Source organism: Sulfitobacter sp. W074, from assembly GCF_025142275.1.
GTDB classification, from domain to species: Bacteria; Pseudomonadota; Alphaproteobacteria; order Rhodobacterales; family Rhodobacteraceae; genus Sulfitobacter; species Sulfitobacter profundi.
Map to the genome: position 1 here is coordinate 108,700 of NZ_CP081132.1, position 18,856 is coordinate 127,555.

Below are 18,856 nucleotides of genomic sequence, written 5' to 3' on the forward strand. Positions count from 1 at the left end.
CGTTTCTGGCCGGTAAAAGGGTATTAGGTAGGGGAAAGCCCAAGCAGATATGACAGGTACCTCTCATACCAGCTCTCTCCAGAATGATGGAGAGAGGAGCACAAAAACTGTCAGCATTTCTAATCGACCAGCGTACATTCCTAAAGACAAGAGCCATTTTGCCCCATCGGGGAGCGAGGAGAAGTTGCCTGCCGGGCCTATGATGTTGCCGAGACCGGGCCCAACATTAGCCACGGCGGTGAGGGCACCACTAATCGAGGTCGTCATGTCCAAACCGAACGAGTTAAGAGCAACTGCGAGGCCCATTGCTGTAGCAGCATAGAGGGTGAAGAAGGTCATCACCCCGTTGATAACATCATAGTCGACCACCCGCCCTTCGTAGCGGGTTGGAAAAACTCCATGGGGCTGATGAATATGCCGCATCTGGGCGTATACGCTGCGGATCACGACCACCCATCGCATCATTTTTCCGCCTCCCGATGTAGAGCCCGTACATCCACCCAGGGCCGTGAGGCATAAAAAGGTAGTCGCGGCAAAGGGTCCCCAAAGCGTATAGTCGGTTGTCGCAAATCCTGTGGTGGTTACAACCGAGACGACATTGAAAGCCACCAGCCGCAGGGTCTCAAGAAGCGGTGTGTGTGCTGTAATGACACGCCATAGTGTCAGGATGAAAATCGCCGATGACAGAGAGATGAGCAGGGCGCGAATCTGTTCGCTGCGGAAGGCGCCCCTTGTCAGCACGCGGATATACCAAGCGAACGGCAGGGCCGCTGTCAGCATAAAAAGCGTCCCCATCCATTGCAGGTAAGCGCTTTCGAAAAGGCCAAATGAGGAATCTGAGGTAGAGTAGCCGCCGGATGATACGGTCGTGAAGGCGTGTACGAGCGCTTCAAATCCGGTCATGCCGCCGGAAAGGTAGGCGATGGCGCAAATGAAGGTCAGGGCAAGATAAATCCAGACCGTTGCTGAAGCAAACCGAGCGGCACTGGCGAGTGCCTTCTCCCCTTTTTCGGAGCTTTCTGTTTGATAAAGCTGCATGCCACCAACGCGCATGATTGGCAGCAGAGCTATGCCTGCGACAATGAAACCGACCCCGCCGATCCATTGAAGCAGTGCCCGCCAAAGCAAGATACCGTGATCCGTGTTGTCGAGTCCCGTCATTACGGTTGAGCCGGTGGTGGTAATTCCCGACATGGATTCAAAGAACGCATCGGAAAAAGACAGCCCCCAAAGCCACAAAGGAAGGCCCCCTGCCAAAGCCGCGACGAACCATGCGCTGCCGGTAAGAAGGAAGGAATGCCGACGGTCCAATCCTGGGCTGCGACCCATAGCGCAGACACAAACACCACCCCCAACGGAAAGGGTGATCAACGCGGCCTCGAAGAATACCACTCGCGTTGCGGGGAAGATGAGCGCATCGAAGGCCATCAGAACGCCAAGGCCGAGCAAAAGTAGGCCGTTGATGAATACTACGATTGCCATGCCGCCCTTAGTTCTCGCGGAACCGGTAGCCGATGCCAGGCTCGGTAAATATCCAGACGGGGTCCGTCGCATCGTCGCCAAGTTTGGTGCGCAGCTGCCGGATAAAGACCCGTAGATACTGGCTGTCTTCGGCGTGAGCCGCGCCCCAGACCTTTTCGAGCGCCATGCGCTGTGTCACCAGCCGACCGGGATGGGAGGCAAGCAGCCAGAGCAACTGAAACTCTTTGGGCGTCAAACTTAGGGGCTGGGTGTCCAAATGTGCTGAATGTTCAGCGACATCTAGAATAAGTCCGCCAATCTCAATCCGGGAAATGTCCTGCTGTTCGGTGCCACGGTCCCGAAGCAAGGCGCGCAACCGCGCAAGCAATTCGCGCGTACCAAAGGGTTTCGCCACATAGTCCTGCGCCCCAAGGTCGAGCGCTGCCACTTTTTCAGTCTCATCGGCGCGCACTGACAGAACAAGAACCGGCAGATTTGACCAAGTACGAATGTCTCGTAGCACATCTTTTCCGTCCCGATCCGGCAGCCCAAGATCAAGAACCAGCAGATCCGGCGCACCTGTGGCGGCCTGCACGATAGCCTCCCGGCCGGTTGCGGCCTCAAGAACAGTATGCCCCTCGGATTCCAGCGCGATCCGCAAAAAGCGTCGGATCTGATCTTCGTCGTCAATAACAAGAATACGGGCCATCAGACCTCCTGACCGGCGATCGGCAGGCGAAAGACGATTGTCGTCCCGCTTTCGTCTGGGTTGGTTGCCTGAACATAGATGTCACCGCCATGCGCATCGACGATGCCGCGCGCGATCGCGAGGCCAAGGCCCGTCCCGGCCCGCTGCGTATCGCCCGCCGTCACGCGGTAAAACATCTCAAAAACGTCGCTGCGTGCCTGCGCCGGTATGCCCGGCCCCTGATCGCTGATTGCAAGTTTCAACCAAGTGCTTTCCGCGTGCCCGGATAACAAAATTTCAGAATTCTCCGGTGCATACTTGGCGGCATTGTCCAGCACATTGACCAAGAGCTGTTCGATCAGGATGGAATCAACATCAATTAACGGCATGCTGTCGGGCAGGCTTAGTACAATCTTGTAGGGGGCGAGATTACTGCGGAGCCGCCGCCGGGCATTTCCGATAATCTCGAGCAAATCGGAGGCCACGCATCGAGGCCGAAGCGCTCCATGGCTCAGACGTGTCATGTCCAGAAGGTTCTGCACATAGCGGTCCAGACGCTCGCCTTCCTCCCGGATCGTCTCGGCCAAGTCTTGGCGCATTGGTTCAGTGTAGCGGTCGCCCCCTTCTGCTAAAGTAGATGCAGCACCGATAATGCTGACCAAAGGCGTTCGCAGATCATGGCTGACTGATGATAAAAGTGCCGAGCGCAATCTTTCAGTTTCCGTCGCGAGGCGGGCAGCTTCGAGCGTTTCCGTGAGATCAGTACGTTCAAAAGCCAATGCCAACTGGCTTGCAAAAGCTTCCAGCAGACGTCGATCATCGCGTTCGATGGCTTTAGACCGAATACCAAGCGCAGCCAATGTTTCTTCGCCAGCACGCACAGGTAAGATCAACCACTCGGGGGAATGCGTCAGGCGAAACCGCCGGGGCCAAGTTCTCAATAGTCAGTGACCTAAGGTCGCCGCATCGACGCGCCGGGGATCTGACGCCCCAAACAGATAGCCGCTTTCTTTGTCTACGAGGATCGATTGGGTCGAGCCCATCACCGATTTTTCGCTGACCTTGTGACCGCGTTGCTCAAGCAGGCCCACCGTGTCGAGACTGATCCCGTCTTCAATCCGGATTTCATCGGGAAGCCACTGGTGGTGCATACGCGGCGCGAAGGAGGCTTCGGCGATGTTCATCCCATGGTCGATGACATTCATGATAACCTGCAACGTGGTGGTGATGATGCGTGAGCCGCCGGGTGAGCCCGTGACCATGAAGACCTCACCGTCCTTCATCACAATCGTCGGCGACATCGAAGAAAGCGGCCGCTTACCACCTTCCACTGCATTGGCATCTCCACCGATCAATCCATAGGCATTGGGCACACCAGGCTTGGCCGCGAAGTCATCCATCTCATTGTTCATTAGAATACCGGTGCCGTCAGCAACCATCCCGGACCCATAGGAAAAGTTGATCGTATAGGTGTTGGACACCGCGTTGCCGTCCTTGTCCACGATCGAAAAATGCGTGGTCTGGTCGGACTCGTAAGGCGCGACCTCTCCCGGCTTGATGCTGCTCGATGGGGTCGCCGCATTCAGGCTGATGTTCCCGCGAATATCCTTGGCATAGGCTTTGGAGGTGATCTCACTTAAGGGCACATCTACGAAATCACTGTCGCCAAGATATTCCGAACGATCCGCATAGGCCCGTTTCATCGCTTCGGCCATAAGGTGGATCGTATCGGCCGTGTTATGACCAAGGAAAGAGATCGGATAGTCTTCGAGAACGTTGAGAATTTGGATGATATGCGCCCCGCCAGAACTGGGCGGTGGCATGGAGACAATCTCGTACCCGCGGTAGGTGCCGCGCACCGGGTCCCGCAGAACAGGCTTGTAATTCGCCATGTCCTCCACTGTGATGCGCCCGCCTGCCGCCTGCACCGCTTCGGCAATTTTGGTTGCGGTCTCGCCTTTGTAAAAGCCATCCGGCCCCTCATCAGCGATCTTCTGTAGAGTATTAGCAAGGTCGGTCTGCACAAGAGACTCGCCCGGCTCGTAGAAACCGCCACCTTCTTTATAAAAGATGGTCTCAGAACTCGGCCATTTCTTCAGCCGGTCCTCAAGGCCTTTGAGACTGTCAGCAAGGCCGGGCGTGACCGTGATGCCATCACGCGCAAGCGCAATGGCCGGCTCAATCACTTCGGCAAGCGTCATGCTGCCGTAGTTTTCTAATGCCATCTGCATGCCCGCCACAGTGCCCGGCACGCCGACGGCCAATCCTGTGAACCGCGAAAGCTCGCTGTCGGCGTTGCCTTCGGCGTCGAGATACATGTCCCGTTCGGCGGATGAGGGTGCCATTTCACGGTAGTCTATGGCCTTGGTCTCGCCAGTTTCCGCGTCATGGACGATCATGAAACCACCGCCGCCGATATTGCCCGCGCGTGGCAAGGTCACAGCCAACGCGAATGCCACAGCAACGCCTGCGTCCACCGCGTTGCCGCCAGCCTCGAGAATATCGAGCCCGATCTGGGCCGCCACGGCTTCTTGGGCCGACACCATACCGTTCTCCGCATAGACGGGATGCACACGGTCATTGCCAGAAAAAATCGCGGCTCCTTGGGCATGAAGCGCGGGGGCTGCCGACAGTGTCAGGCATACCGCGCATGTGATAATCTGTCTCATCAAATTCCTCCCAGTTGCGTTTGCGTGGGTCGAGGTTGGCTGTTTCCCTTCAAGAGTGCAACGGGAAGGGCAGACCTGACGCATTCCGCGCGGTAGCATATTAAGACCGCATTTCTTGACGTCCGCAACGAGGCTTTCCTGGCGAAGAAAGCTTAGCCGGAACGTCCAACTTCAAACCATTCAGTTATTAGCGGCAGAATACCTTGATCGTTAGGCGCACAACTGCTGCGACCCGGTCCGTCTTTTAAGAACCAATTGATGCGCTTGAAATCATCATCGCTCACCGCTGCAGAGGCTTTGATCTCGACGCAAACCAACGGGCTGCCTCCGTTGACCAGGACGTCAATGTTGGGCTGACCAACCTATCTCGGGCCGATGAGGTCAACAACATGCGCTGATGAGACCCCGTCCCTAAGCCCTGAAATCAGGTGTCATGATAGATAGTCTGCTGGATCACGCATGGACCAGTGCTTCCCTTCCGAGCATTGCAGAACGCATCTCGTATGAGAGGTCAGGTTCCTTGCCCATGGTTGCTTATTAGAGACCCCACCATTCGCTTATTAGTAGCCTCACCCTTTGCGCCCTACATGGACTTTTGGTGGATCAACTTGCCAAGCCAGCGTCCTCTAGCTCGCCGCCGTCGGGCAAATCACGGAGACTTTCCATCCCAAACGCCATCAAGAACTTCTGCGTCGTCACATAGGTATAGGGTGCCCCCGCCCTCGGACTACGCGGACCCGTGGCGATCAACTCCTGCGCCCTTAACCTTCCGATCAAATCACGGCTGATGTCTTTGCCAAAAATATCCTTCAACCCATCCCGCGTCAGCGGCTGGTGATAGGCAATCGATGCGAGCACAGCGACTTCAAATTCGTCCAAATCCAGATGCTGGTCGCCCACATCGGCCGCCGCGTGAATGGCATCAGCAAATCGCGTCCGCGTTCGCATCAACCAGCCGTCTGCTACGGCGACCAACTCATAGGGCCGATCGTCTAAATCGGCCTGAATATCCTCAATCAACAGATCAACCGAGGCCCCCTGTCCCACAACACGCGCCAAGTCCCCTCGCGGCACTGGCGAAGCGCTCGCAAAAATCACCGCTTCAATCCGGCCCATCCATTCACGCCAGCGCAATTCCGGGGGTAGGTCTTCTAATTCAGTGTCTAACACTGAGGTTTCCTTGGCCATGCTTATACCCCGTACAGTCGGAACGTCGGCCTGCCAGTCAGTTCCCGCACGACGCCCAGTTCCACCAAACGGTCACACAGACGGCGCGCCGCGCGATCCGTCATCGGCATCAATGTGCCTTGGACTACCGGGCTTAACATGCCTGACGGTGACACCGCATCGTGGCTCAGGAACAAAGCCAACGCAGCGTCTGATCCTTTGGCCCGAAGTTTTGGCGCAACGGACCGCAACTTGGCAACGCGCAGGTCTAGGTCCGCCGCCAAACGGATGGCATTGTCGCAAGCAGCTACCATCGCACGATGTAGAAAAAGCCTAGGTTCAACCGCCCCAGTCGCAATCGCGCGGATATCCCTGCGCGCCATATGCGCCCCCAATAATGGCACAGGCCGAACCCAACCGACCGCACGGGCCAAAGCAACATCCGCCAACATCAATGCTCCCGCTTCTTCTCGTGGGAACCGGGGCAACAGCTCTGCTAAGGTGTCGCTTGCTTGTCCCGCCGGTGTTCCTGATGGAGATCCAAGCATGGACACAGCCTCATGGGCCAGCGCTGTTGGTAGCGCATTCTCCACCCGCCCCTTCCATCCACTGACACCCAAGTTGATCCGCGCCAGCTTACGCCACCCCATAAACATCTCGCCCGCAGGCCCCAGCCGATCTCCTGCCCGCGCTAAACACACCGCGTCACGGATATCGGACCCGGATTCATTGCGACCCTCGAGCTTTAAGCAAGCCACAGCAGAATCCAGAGCCATTCGATCCCGCAACAAGGCACAGGGCAATGTACTGTTTGGGTCGCGTAACACCGCATCTAGCGTAGCCAGCGCCGCACCAGATAAAAAAGCAACAGTTTCAGGGTCTTCATCTCTTTGCAGAGTGATCCAACGGGGCAGAAGCTGTAGGCTCATGGTATCGCTTATAATAAGTTTAGCGGTCGGGTTCATCCTAACAGACTAAACCTACGCGGCGCTTATTTCCAGATAATAGCGCGTGAACCGCCGCATCTTGCCGGTCAAAGTTATGTCCAATAAGTTTACATTATCGGACATTACGAGATACTGTCGCAGCTCAGTCTCAATACTAGCAGATTTTCGGGGGGAACATGGCCACAGAGGACAAGAAGTTAAGCTCAGCACGCGCTAGTACATCCGATGATGCTGAGGTTGACGAGAGCGATCAAGAGAAAAGAGATGGCATCACCTTGCCCTCGCATGTGGCTGGTTCAGGCACCCTCGATCAGCTGGTAGAAACCGCACGCAGCTATGCAAAGCAGGCGGCTTCTGAGAACACCCTGAAGGCCTATGCGAAAGACTGGGGGCACTTTACCCGCTGGTGCAGACTGAAGGGAACGGACCCTTTGCCGCCTTCACCTGAGATGATCGGGCTCTACCTCGCTAACCTGGCGGCACCCACGGGAAAGGCCCCTGCCCTCTCAGTCTCGACAATCGAGCGCCGTCTTTCTGGACTTGGCTGGAACTACACTCAGCGCGGCTTCAACCTCGATCGCAAGAACCGCCACATCGCCACCGTGCTTGCCGGGATCAAGCGCAGGCACGCGCGACCGCCGGTTCGGAAAGAAGCAATCATGGCCGACGATATACTCGCTATGGTGGGTAGCCTTCCCTTCGATCTGCGTGGGTTGCGGGACCGCGCGATCCTGCTGTTGGGATACGCGGGGGGTCTGCGCCGCTCCGAAATCGTCAGCCTCGACTACGGTAAAGATGACACGCCGGACTCTCGCGGCTGGACCGAAATCCTAAATGATGGAGCGCTTCTTACATTGAACGCAAAAAACGGTTGGCGCGAGGTCGAGATCGGCCGCGGATCGTCGGACCAGACTTGCCCGGTTCATGCGCTGGAGAATTGGCTGCATTTTTCCAAGATCGACTTCGGTCCAATCTTTGTCAGAACGTCGCGCGATGGCAAAAAGCCGCTGGAGGCCCGGCTGACGGATAAGCATGTCGCTCGGCTCATCAAGCAGACAGTTCAGAGCGCAGGTATCCGTTCGGACCTTCCCGAAGAAGACCGCATGGCCCTGTTTTCCGGTCATTCGCTGCGTGCCGGCCTTGCCAGTTCGGCAGAGGTTGATGAACGCTTTGTCCAGAAGCAGCTCGGACACGCTTTGGCCGAGATGACACGGCGATATCAGCGACGCCGCGATCGGTTCCGCGTGAACCTGACCAAGGCTGCGGGCCTGTAGGGTATTTGCCTGACGCTAGCTCTTGTCCGACTCGTCGTTCTTGAGTGCCCCCAAGCTGCGATTTGGCGGGGTAGATCGCTGTGCGAATGCAAGAAATCCACGATCAATACCTCTGTGGCGCATTCCAGAAGCACAACAAATTGGTCCCCTGCCCTTGCGTAGCGCAGGTCCGCTTCGTCATCGAGCAGGACTGCACAACTTTGAGACACCCCCTCATCTCGCGATATCGACCAGACTGTCTTCTGCGCGTCGCCTGAGGCGAAATGATCGTTTCACGCTAGCGAGCGGGCTCTGTCAAAGGCACGTCGAATGGCATCAGAATCTGTACCATCAACCAACTCGTCATTTTCCGCCTGTGCGAGCCCCTGCATCAAGCTGCTTCGGAGTTCAGCCAAACCGGCTTCTTCGCGTTCAAGCAGTCGCAAGCCTACACGAAGGGCTTCGCTCGCATTTTAATAACGTCCAGATGAAATCAGGTCTTGAACCAGCTAATCTTGAGATTCTGTCAGTACCACATTGCGCGCAACCAATCATCTCCCGCTTAGCAATGTAAGCCAGCCCCAACTGCAAAGCGAAGGATAAAATTAAGGGGTTTCGTCCCCGCATCCAACGGGTTTGCCGAAGTTGGGACAAATACCGATTCGATATGGACGCAGTGCATCAACTTGTTGAGAGTTGCGAAGAAGATCCCACAACATCTTGTTTAACTTTGCTCGCTGGTAATTTTATCCCACATTAACATGTTCTTAGCGTCATAACATGAGAAAACATGATATTGGGTCATCATTTGCTTAAGCAGTATACTGCAAAAAATTGTTGCCTGAGGTTAAGTTGCGTGTCATGAGTTCAGTTGTCGCAGTTTGACGTAAATCACGCGATTTAGCGACGAAACACAGATGGCCCACTAAGAGGTCGTGAGGGCAGCATGAATTCAAACGCAGATATCGTTCAAACCAACTCTATCGCCGCATCTATTGCGTCGAACGCTGCCCGCCTGTCAGAGGCGCTTAACAATCATATGCGCAATAGCTTTCAGCCCGATAGTAGAAAGGCGCTGCGTAAATTTCATCCCGCGGAAGTTTCAGAGCTTACTGGGATCAGCATGTCGAACCTTCGAACGCGGCATCAGGAGGGCGATTTTCCCGATGTAGAGACTGATTCCAGAGGTCGCAGGCTCTACACAGCCCAAGAGATCGACCAGATCCGCCATGTGATGGCGAAGACTGGTCGGAACGGTGAAACATATCTTCCCGGTCGGCGAGAGAACGACGCCCTTCAAGTGATTTCTATCGTCAACTTTAAAGGCGGCTCTAGCAAGACAACCAGCGCCATCCACTTGGCCCAACGGTACGCTTTGCGAGGCTATCGTGTACTTGCGATCGACATGGACCCACAGGCCAGCTTAACCACGATGTTCGGATACCGTCCGGAGATAGAGTTCGCGGAAAGCGGTACGGTTTACGACGCGCTAAAGTACGAAGATCCGGTGCCGCTGAGCCAAATCATTCGAAAGACTTACTTTCACAATCTTGATCTCGCTCCTGCCGGCCTGTTGTTATCGGAGTACGAGACTGAAACAGCCTACGCGCTTCAGCACAAGGTTGATCCGCCCTTTACTCAACGTCTTGCGATCGCCATCGACGAGATCGAGAGCCACTACGATCTTGTCATCATCGATTGCCCGCCTCAGCTAGGCTTTACAACCATGACAGCTTTGTTGGCGTCTACAGGCCTTCTGATCACAGTCGTTCCCAGCATGCTGGATGTCGCTTCAATGGCGCAATTCCTTGAAATGGCTGGAGAAACTGTCCAGACCCTTGAGGAGGCAACCGGACCTATCGATTGGAATTTCCTTAAATTCTTGATTGCTCGATATGAGCCGACCGACGTACCACAATCACAAATGGCAGGTTTTTTGAGATCTATACTTCTGGATCAAGTGTTGACCACACCAATGCTTAAATCCACCGCGATCTCAGACGCTGGGATGACGCAGCAAACCATCTATGAATTGGACCCCTCTCAGGTCGTGAAGAAGACTCTAACCCGAATATTGGAATCCGTTAATGGTGTCGCTGATGAATTCGAAAGCACAATACAGCAAGCTTGGGGAAGGGAAACTGACTAATGGCCCGTCGAAACCTATTCCAGCCTCCTCCCCCACCTGACGCAGACAATTCGGCGGTTCCAGCTGGTGAGCAAAAGGTACGTTTTCCTAATACTGGGGCGATGAGCGGCGTGAAGTCCACTTTGAAGGATGTGGCGAGCAACGCTGTCAGAGAAATCTCGGTTAATGTCATAGAAGAGAGTGGCCCTAAGGACCGACTCTCTTTCAGCGATGCTGATGTTTTAAAGCTAGCTGAGAGCATTAAGGCTCACGGCCAACAAGTGCCTATCATGGTGCGTCCAATTTCGGACAAACCCGGACACTATAAGATCGTCTATGGTCGCCGTAGATTACGGGCTTTACGTTCGCTCGGTATCCCCGCGAAAGCACTTGTTAGGTCTCTTTCTGACGAGGAAGCCATCCTCGCCCAGGGACAGGAAAATTCCCAGCGTTTGGATCCCAGCTTCATTGAAAAAGCTCTCTTCGCGGCTGAACTTTACGCAAGTGGCTACGAACAGGCCATCATTCTTGATGCCCTCGCGGTGGACAAACCAATGTTGTCTAGAATGACCAAAGTAGCGCGGTCCATTCCAAAGTCAGTCATTGAGAAGATAGGATCCGCTCATGGCATTGGACGAAGACGCTGGGAAGAACTTGCGGACCAGTCGCTTAACGACAGCATCGATCTTGAACAGGTTACCGCAGCACTTGAGCTTGATGCGACTAAAAGTCCCGACGATCGCTTTAGCATGATCTGTGACGCCGTTAGTCAGGTGCTGAAACCTAAGGCAACTAGTAAACCCGTTCCCTCCCCGACTCTCTCCATCAAGCTTGGTGATGGGACGGTTTTAGCAGAGGTGAAAGAAACGGCCCGTGCTTTGACAGTTAAGCTGTCGAAGGCTGAAGCCCCAGAATTTGCTCAGTGGATGCGTAACAACGCAGATGCGGAGCTTACACGTCTTTACGAGGCGTGGCAGTCAAAGCGAAAGCCTGACTGATTATTAACCGAGCAGATACACCAAAAAAGGAGCACACCAACAGCCTAAAAAGAAAGAGCCCCCCAAGGTTTCCCTAGGAGAGCCCGATCTGTTCTTTGCACTTTCAGATTTAGCAGCTTCTCCGCGCCAGTCAACAACAACCGATTCGGTTGCTGAAGATTTGCGGCCTTTTTTCTGATTTTCAGGGATATTGGTGCCTTTCACATCAGGTTGTCGTGAAAAAAACATGGCATTTAGACAAGCAACTGCACCCTCCGGGTTGCGGACCGGTGAACTATTGTCCGCGGACAACTCCATTCCAGAGCGCCACATCATTGTTGCAACACTGCGGAAAGCTGCCCCCCGCTTGGGTCTCAGCGCATCTGTGATTTCAACCTTAGACGCGATGCTTTCGTGTCTTGCACCTAAGCGCAACCACCACACAGTGTTTGCATCGAACGCAACACTCACATTTAGACGCAATGGCATCTCAGACCGGACGATCCGGCGCCACGCAGCAACGTTACAAGAGATCGGACTGCTTGTTCGCCACGATAGCGCAAATCGAAAACGCTTCACAAAACACAGCAGCCATGAAGGCAAAACGTTGCGGTTCGGATTTGACCTAACACCACTCTTTGATCGCCTGCATGAGATTGCGGCATTGGCAGCAGAGGTGATGCAAGAGCGAGAACAAGTTGATTACCTGCGCGCCAAAATCCGCGCAGCGGCGAACGAATGTCTAACCGAAAATCCAAGCGATGAAATGGCCCTCAGCACCTTACGTATCCTACGTCGTAAGTTATCCCTCGAAGACTGTGAACGGATCCTCTCAGAACTGGTAATCTCTGAGATCGCAGCCGAGTCTACAAATGATCCAAGTTCTAGTTTGACAACAACTATGACCGCCAGTGACGGTCAATTTGTCCGACACCATCATAAGTCAAATAAAGAACTTATTGATAAAGAGAAGGTTGTTCTAAAAAACGAAAAGTTACCTTCATCTTCAGACGCTCCAATATCCATCCCAGAGTTGTTATCCGCTTGCCCCAACGCTGCTGAATTTTCACTGAAACGCGTCGAGACCATTCACGATGTCGTAAGCCACGCTCGAACCCTTGCACCAATGATTGGAATCACCACCCAAAGCTATGAAGCAGCACATAAACGCCTCGGCGCTTTAAGAGCCGCAGCGACAGTTTGGGCGATTATGCAGTTCCATGACAAGATTCGAGCAGTGGGAGCATACTTTCGATCAATCACCACTGGTTCGAAGAGTGCCGATTTTAGCCCAGAAAGGTTAATACGGCGTCTTGCCAAGGTTCAGAGCTATCCGGCATGAACCAGCAATTGTCCGCGGACAATTTCCTTACTGTAATGCCATTAAAAAGTCCTTCATGGCGATCAATACCGCGAACAGGCGCAATTCCGGGACATGCTGCCCATTCTTGGCAACGCGCGCCGCACCGATGACCAGCTGATGCGCCACTTCGAGGCCTTTGCACTCCCGCCCTGGCGACAGCGCGAGGATCTAAACGGAATGATGACTGCGTTCACGCCACTTCTTCGACGCGAATGATCAAGGTGACCGGCGACATCACTCCTGGCACCTTTTCGCTCCTGTCGCAGTTACCGATCACCACCATTGAAAGAGGCGGGGAACGCATCCTCTCCTGTGACATCCTCGGCGGCGACCAGTTGTAAGCGGTCCTGAAAGCGCCGGTGTGACAGCGAGCGGGCGCCTACCGGTTGTCTATCTACACGAGGTCGATGACGTCTGACTTTCGGGCCCACGCACATGGCCCAGTTCTACACCATGACGGCTTCGGAATTCGTCGCCGCGCTCGGTCTAACAGGGCATGATGTGTTTGACTTGGAATGGCGTCTTTCGGAAGGGCAGGGGGCTCTAATCGCGGCTCGGACCAATCTTTCGCTATAACGATGCAAGCCATGACATTCCTGGAGTTGAGGGCTGCGGCCCGCATGATGATCGCACGAAAAAGCTGGTGTTCGCGTCTGTACTATCCCGAAGGTCTGCATTGCAAAGCGGCTACACTGCCGCGGCGATTTCGCTTCCAGGTGCTTGGTGGGGAGTTTCGAAACGCCCCAAGGGAGACCCGTCCGACCGGTTCGGTAGGGATTGGTTCAATAAATTTGAAGGGCATGCCGAGGTCAGTGCAGCGCATCTCGAAGCTTGGGCGCGCGGCGCGGGGCAGCGAGACCTGAAAGCGCCAGAAGTGCTTCAGGTACTAATGGCATGGCATCGCCACGCCTCGCCGCCGAGCGGTGGCGAGCAGCCCCGAATGTCCCTGAAAGAACGGTGGGATAATCATGATTTTCTGTCCACGCCGATCCACCGGCAAGCATTGACGGTCGTCGTTCCCGAATACTTTCAGGTGGCGCCAGTCCTTGCCAAGTTGGTGCGCCCCGGTCACCACGCCCTGGCGCAGGGCTCGCTGTTGCAGTGTTTTGCAATAACGGGCGGATCATGGAGGATACGGTCAAATGGCCGATATTAGTCATGCTCGTGAGCGATGCGGAGGGACAGGGAAGGGCCCGGCAGGCGATTTGCCCATGACCCCTCTCGCTGAGGCGACGCATCTCGGCCCGGTTCTGGCGCGCTGAGCGCAACTAAAGAACTTACCAATCTGGAAGAAAGCCCTGAGACAGCGCCTGTCTTATAAATACTAGTACAGATTCTCACGAGCCATGGCTCGTTTTTTCTGGAAGCGGTTGGATCTTGAGAATTTCGGTCAGCTGATAGGATCTGGCGATCAAACTGCTTGTCGTTCTTGTTCCATGAGTGGACACTAACGTATTGATATCATTGTGTTCATGTTCTTGTTTCATTCCCGGATTATAGTTTCATTATCGGACATAAGATACCTATTTTCCGGGTTTGGCCATGGTGGATCGATCAGACATCAACGCCGTCGACGATGCTGCGTGGGAACAGGCGGTCGCGCGAGAAGCTGTGATCCGTCGGCTTGCCAGCAAGACACCGCCGAACCGAGCAGAATTCCTTAAGGCATGCTGTGATCTTGGTCTCAAGCGCTCTCGCCTCTACGAGTTGATCTCAGCGTACAAGACGCGCCCGGTCACCAGCTCCTTACTGGCGGCTCAGGTTGGGACACCGACGGGTAGCCGCCGGCTGCCTGACGAGATCGAAACGGTGATTTCTGGCGCGATCGAGGAGTTCTACAAGTCTCTCCAGAAGCCAAGCATCAACGCCCTCCAAAAGGAGGTGCGCAGGCGGTGCAGTCAGAGGGGTCTACGTCCCCCGTGCTGGACCACGCTTCGGGACCGTGTGGCAGCGATCGATCCGGCGGAACTCACGGCGGCGCGTGAGGGCGCTAAGGCCTCTCGCCAGCGCCATCAACCAGTGCCGGGCAGCTATCAGGTCGAACAAGCCTATGAGGTGGTTCAGATTGACCACACGCTGGTGGATGTCATCGTTGTGGACCGGGTTCATCGGAAGCCTTTGCAACGGCCCTGGCTGACGCTCGCCATCGACGTCGCAAGCCGCATGGTGGCGGGATTCTATCTGACGCTGGAGCCGCCATCGGCCTTGTCCGTTGCACTGGCCATTCAACACCTGGTGCAGCCCAAATTCGACTGGTTGGACAGCCTGGGGATCGATGCGGACTGGCCAGCAGAGGGATTGCCGGAGACCATTCACGTCGACAATGCCAAGGAATTCCGCTCGAAGGCGATGAAGCGGGGCGCCGAGGAGCACGGGATTTCGCTACAGTACCGTCCGATTGGGGCACCACATTACGGCGGTCACATCGAGCGGCTGATCGGCACAATGATGGGGGCGGTCCACCTGCTGCCGGGATCGACCTTCAGCAGCATCAAGGACCGTGGCGACTACGATTCCGTGGGCAAGTCGGCGATGACGCTCGACGAGCTGGAGCACTGGTTGACGCTGGAAATCACCCGCTATCATGCTGAACGGCACTGCTCGCTCGGGATTCCGCCAGTTGCGGCCTGGAACGAGGCCTATGGGCGGCGCGAGACACTTTTGCGCCGGCCTTACGATCCGGAGGGGTTCCGGATCGACTTCCTGCCGAGCACGGAACGCATGGTGCGCCGCGATGGCATCCATCTCTTCGGCCTGCGCTATTGGGACGATGTCCTGAGCCTCTGGGCGGGTCGGCAGGACCGCCAATTGCGCGTGTTCTACGATCCTCGTGACCTCTCCATGGTTTTTGTCCGGAGCCCTCAGGGCCAACGTTATCCTGTTCGGTTTGCGGACCTGCGCCATCCGTCGATCACCCTTGCGGAGCACCGCCGTGCGCAGGCAATTTTGCGCGAGCGCGGGCGCGCGCTCGAGGACGAAGACCTCATATTCGCGGTGATCGAGGAACAGCGCGCCCTGATTGATGCTGCCAGTAGCAGGACACGGGAGGCCAGGCGGTTTTCCGAGCGACGGGACCGAGCGCTTGATGGGGTAGGAGCCTACGAGGCTGTAGATGCCGGTCCGGAGCCCAAGGAAAGCGAGAATGTGCTCAGTGACCACCCGGGGTTCGAAGTTGAGGAATGGTCGTGACCGAAGGTTGCGCATTTGCACATCTCGATCCGACCTACCGTCGGTTTGCGGCGCTGCCGGATGATGAGCGCATTTCCTGGATCAGGGCCGATCGTTGGATTGGATTCGATCAGTCCGGGGCCGCTCTGGCACGTCTGGAGAACCTGTTGACCTATCCACCGCGTGACCGGATGCCATGCCTGCTGATCTACGGTGACACCGGAATGGGCAAGACCAAGATCGTCCGCAAGTTTGAACGCGACCACCCCCCGAAGTTCAGCCAGATCACCGGCGTTGACCACCGCCCGGTGGTTGTTGCGCAAGTGCCATCCGAACCCATCGAGCGCGATCTTTACCGCGAACTTCTGGCCAGCATGGGCGCGCCGGCGATGACAGGCGGCACGCTCGCCCGTGAGAAGGATATCTGCCGGTCACTGTTGCGGACCGTAGAGGCGAAGATGATCATTCTCGACGAGGTGAACGGCATGCTGGCCGGAACTTTCCGGCAACAGCGGATTTTTCTCAATGCGATCCGGTTTCTGGCCAATGACCTTCGGATTCCACTGGTGTGTGCCGGCACGGATCTGGCCCGGCAGGCACTGCTGACCGATGCACAACTGGCCGAGCGCTTCGAGGCGTTCTATCTCAAACCCTGGCAGAACGATGCCGCCTTCGCAGGGCTCTTGAAAAGCTTCGAGCGCATCCTGCCCTTGCGCGAGGCATCCGATCTGATCAGCGGGGAGGCCAGAGAGCGGATGCACAAGCTGACCTCCGGTGTGACGGCGCGCATCTTCCGCCTGATAGAGACGGCGGCGGAAGATGCGGTTCGGTCGGGTAAGGAGCGCCTCGACGCGGATAGTTTTGGCGACAATCTGGTGCTGCCGCTGGTCTCGATGACCCAGGCTGCTCGGCGGCGGGGGAAGCCTGTGCAACAGCGGGTCGGGGCATGATGGTGCCGGCCAGACTGCCTGTCGCGCCGCGTCCGTTCCGGGACGAACTGCTTTCGTCCTGGGTGGCGCGGGTTGCCGCGCGCTACGGGGCGGAGCCCCTTGAGCTGATGGTGTACCTGGCGGGGCAGGGGGGGAGGTACGCAGGCGCGCGGCAGGTTGACGATGTGGCGCCGGATATGGGGCTACTCATGCTTTGGGCGAAGGCCTGTAGGATCGATCCGGAACGGCTTCGTCGCAGGTCGCTGGCGTCCCGATATCCTGCTCAGCCGCGGGATTGGTGTCTGACTGAGACAGTGCCGGTCTGCCTTGCCTGTTTCGATGCGGATGTTGCTGCCGGTCGCGATGCCTATCTTCGGGGGCATTGGCGATTGACGGAGCATGTGGTTTGCCCGGTACATCGGACCATGCTCCTCGATCGCTGCCCCGCTTGTCGCGGTCACCTAAGGCTTTCCCTTCGCATGTTGAATGGCCTGCTGCGCCCCTTCTGCCGCAAGTGCGACGCCGTTCTGACCGGTGGGGGAGGGGAGACAGAGGACCTTTTGATTGTGGATTTCGCCGCAGGTGTCCTCGACCTCCAACGCCAGATCAGCAGAATCGTCAGGGGTGACGTTGGCTGTCTCGATCGACTCGAGCGTGGAATTCGCACTCTGTGGGCGCCGCTCGACCGCGGCGGGGCGGCCCGGCCCGTTCTCGCGCTCTGGTACGATGAACCGGGTTGGAATTGTCCTTACGAGGCCCGTGCGGCCGTCGGTCGGCCTGCGCCTCTTCAACACCTAACAGTGCGCTGGCGGGCTCTGACGCTGGTGATCTTGCATGATCTCTTTGGAGCAGATCTGGTGCCCGGCGCTGTCCTGCCGGAGGCCGCCCTCGTTCTGTTCCAGCGAGCGGCCCCATTGCCGTGGCTGTCAGAGGGGCGAGGCACGCGGGCCGGCAAAGGACAGCGTGGTATTGACGCTCGAGCGGAACGATTCCACAGATTGAGCAAGAGGCCAGTCCACCGGTTTAATGGAAATTTCCTCGACGAGAGAGGCGATTTTGGCCGAATCCACCCATGAAACTAAAACGACATGCGACTGCGCTGCAGCATATCTTTTCGTGTCCGATAATGTAAACTTATTGGACATAACTTTGACCGGCAAGATGCGGCGGTTTTGTCGCTATTTTCTGGAGACAAGCGCCGTATCAATGTATGCTTCGCGCATGACCTTTGCCCGCGCGCATTCAATCGAGTGTCTTGCCACGCTACCCCGGACGCCAGACTGGGTCACCTCAGGGCGTGCCGAAACCCCTGAAGATGTGGCGTTTTCGTCGGGTGCGGCGCTTGCCCACCTGGATCAGGTGCTGGCACGAAATGAAGTTCCCAAAGCTCTGTTGCGGGAACGTCTCGCGCTGCGTGCCGCTGAGGCAAGTGTGACGTTTTCTGGCCGTTCTGAGCGAGCTCGAGAATTGCGGGACGCGGTTCACTTATTGCGCCCGGGTGATCTACCGGGACCGGCAGGGGGGGACTACCTGGCTTGGCGTCGCGCAGCCGAGCGGCCGGTGTCTATTAAGTCTCTGAGCCGCGCCGTACCGACCCTCGAGCAGGAGCAGATCGCGATGTGGCTCGATGCGGGGCAGGGGGCGCCGGTCTCTCGCGCGGCCATGGTGTTGGAGGTGGTCCTGACCGATGCGCCGCGGGACGAGCTGTCGGCGCTTATCTTGACGGATGCGGCCCTCGCGCAGGCGCTCGGCTGGGATTATCTTGTGCCGTTGCTGGCCCAAGGCCTGAACCTTACTGACTTCGGAAAGCGCGGGGAAGACCTGCGACTGGCCTGTCATCGCGCAGTCGCCTCGTCGGCGGCGGAGGCCGTGCGGTTCTCCGCCGACCTTGCGCGTCGGACGGCGCATCTAAGAGCAGTCGTCCCGAAGCTCCGGGCCAAGGCAGCAAAGGAGGCGGTGGAGATTTTTTTAACCCGTGACGCTGTGACGCCGTCCGCATTGCCATTGCCAAATCGGGCGGCGCGGCGGCTGTGTGATCGTTTGATTGATCTCGGTGCGGTGCGTGAATTGACCGGTCGTGAAACGTTTCGGCTCTACGGGGTTTAG

Annotated in this window: 14 protein-coding genes and 1 pseudogene; 8 read left to right on the plus strand and 7 right to left on the minus strand. The window is 56.6% G+C overall.

All coding sequences use genetic code 11. The features are described from left to right. Positions 1-63: 63 nt before the first annotated feature. From K3762_RS18780 to K3762_RS18805, 6 genes are all read right to left on the minus strand, one after another. Entirely contained in the window at positions 64-1,482 is a 1,419-nt protein-coding gene (locus tag K3762_RS18780; protein WP_260013335.1) for a TrkH family potassium uptake protein, read from the minus strand. A 7-nt stretch (positions 1,483-1,489) separates the two neighbouring features. After that, positions 1,490-2,170: a response regulator gene (locus K3762_RS18785; RefSeq protein ID WP_260013338.1), complete on the minus strand. Its 681-nt coding sequence runs from the start codon at positions 2,168-2,170 to the stop codon at positions 1,490-1,492. Further along, a complete protein-coding gene (locus K3762_RS18790; protein WP_260013340.1) occupies positions 2,170-3,030 on the minus strand; it encodes a sensor histidine kinase KdpD in 861 nt (286 codons plus the stop codon). The genes K3762_RS18785 and K3762_RS18790 overlap by 1 nt, the downstream gene beginning before the upstream one ends. A gap of 63 nt (positions 3,031-3,093) precedes the next feature. Further along, entirely contained in the window at positions 3,094-4,818 is a 1,725-nt protein-coding gene (ggt, locus tag K3762_RS18795; protein ID WP_260013341.1) for a gamma-glutamyltransferase, read from the minus strand. A 603-nt stretch (positions 4,819-5,421) separates the two neighbouring features. Then, complete coding sequence (locus tag K3762_RS18800) at positions 5,422-6,006, minus strand: SMC-Scp complex subunit ScpB (protein ID WP_260013342.1); 585 nt, start codon at positions 6,004-6,006, stop codon at positions 5,422-5,424. A 2-nt stretch (positions 6,007-6,008) separates the two neighbouring features. Continuing rightward, a complete protein-coding gene (locus tag K3762_RS18805) occupies positions 6,009-6,950 on the minus strand; it encodes a DUF1403 family protein (protein ID WP_260013343.1) in 942 nt (313 codons plus the stop codon). A 158-nt stretch (positions 6,951-7,108) separates the two neighbouring features. Between K3762_RS18805 and K3762_RS18810 the strand changes: the two genes are divergently transcribed. Continuing rightward, the gene (locus tag K3762_RS18810) at positions 7,109-8,206 is read left to right on the plus strand and encodes a tyrosine-type recombinase/integrase (protein ID WP_260013344.1); all 1,098 of its coding nucleotides are present in this window, start codon (positions 7,109-7,111) and stop codon (positions 8,204-8,206) included. A gap of 272 nt (positions 8,207-8,478) precedes the next feature. On the opposite strand, the pseudogene K3762_RS18815 reads toward K3762_RS18810, so the two are convergent. Then, positions 8,479-8,694 (minus strand): annotated as a pseudogene (locus K3762_RS18815) (type II toxin-antitoxin system ParD family antitoxin). A gap of 437 nt (positions 8,695-9,131) precedes the next feature. Here K3762_RS18815 and repA point away from each other — a divergent pair. The 7 genes from repA (at position 9,132) to K3762_RS18850 (ending at position 18,856) form a co-directional block, all read left to right on the plus strand. Further along, complete coding sequence (repA, locus tag K3762_RS18820; protein ID WP_260013345.1) at positions 9,132-10,334, plus strand: plasmid partitioning protein RepA; 1,203 nt, start codon at positions 9,132-9,134, stop codon at positions 10,332-10,334. Continuing rightward, positions 10,334-11,311, plus strand: coding sequence for a plasmid partitioning protein RepB (gene repB, locus K3762_RS18825; protein ID WP_260013346.1), 978 nt, complete (start codon positions 10,334-10,336; stop codon positions 11,309-11,311). The genes repA and repB overlap by 1 nt, the downstream gene beginning before the upstream one ends. A 193-nt stretch (positions 11,312-11,504) precedes the next feature. After that, positions 11,505-12,632 (plus strand): plasmid replication protein RepC, encoded by a 1,128-nt coding sequence (repC, locus tag K3762_RS18830; protein ID WP_260013348.1) that lies wholly within the window; start codon positions 11,505-11,507, stop codon positions 12,630-12,632. 1,563 nt (positions 12,633-14,195) lie between these two features. Further along, complete coding sequence (locus K3762_RS18835; protein ID WP_260013001.1) at positions 14,196-15,842, plus strand: transposase family protein; 1,647 nt, start codon at positions 14,196-14,198, stop codon at positions 15,840-15,842. Continuing rightward, positions 15,833-16,771, plus strand: a complete 939-nt coding sequence (locus K3762_RS18840) for a TniB family NTP-binding protein (protein ID WP_260013004.1) — start codon at positions 15,833-15,835, stop codon at positions 16,769-16,771. The genes K3762_RS18835 and K3762_RS18840 overlap by 10 nt, the downstream gene beginning before the upstream one ends. After that, entirely contained in the window at positions 16,771-17,826 is a 1,056-nt protein-coding gene (locus tag K3762_RS18845; protein ID WP_260013363.1) for a TniQ family protein, read from the plus strand. Before K3762_RS18840 ends, K3762_RS18845 begins: the two co-directional genes overlap by 1 nt. A 145-nt stretch (positions 17,827-17,971) precedes the next feature. Then, the gene (locus tag K3762_RS18850; protein ID WP_260013365.1) at positions 17,972-18,856 is read left to right on the plus strand and encodes a DUF1403 family protein; all 885 of its coding nucleotides are present in this window, start codon (positions 17,972-17,974) and stop codon (positions 18,854-18,856) included.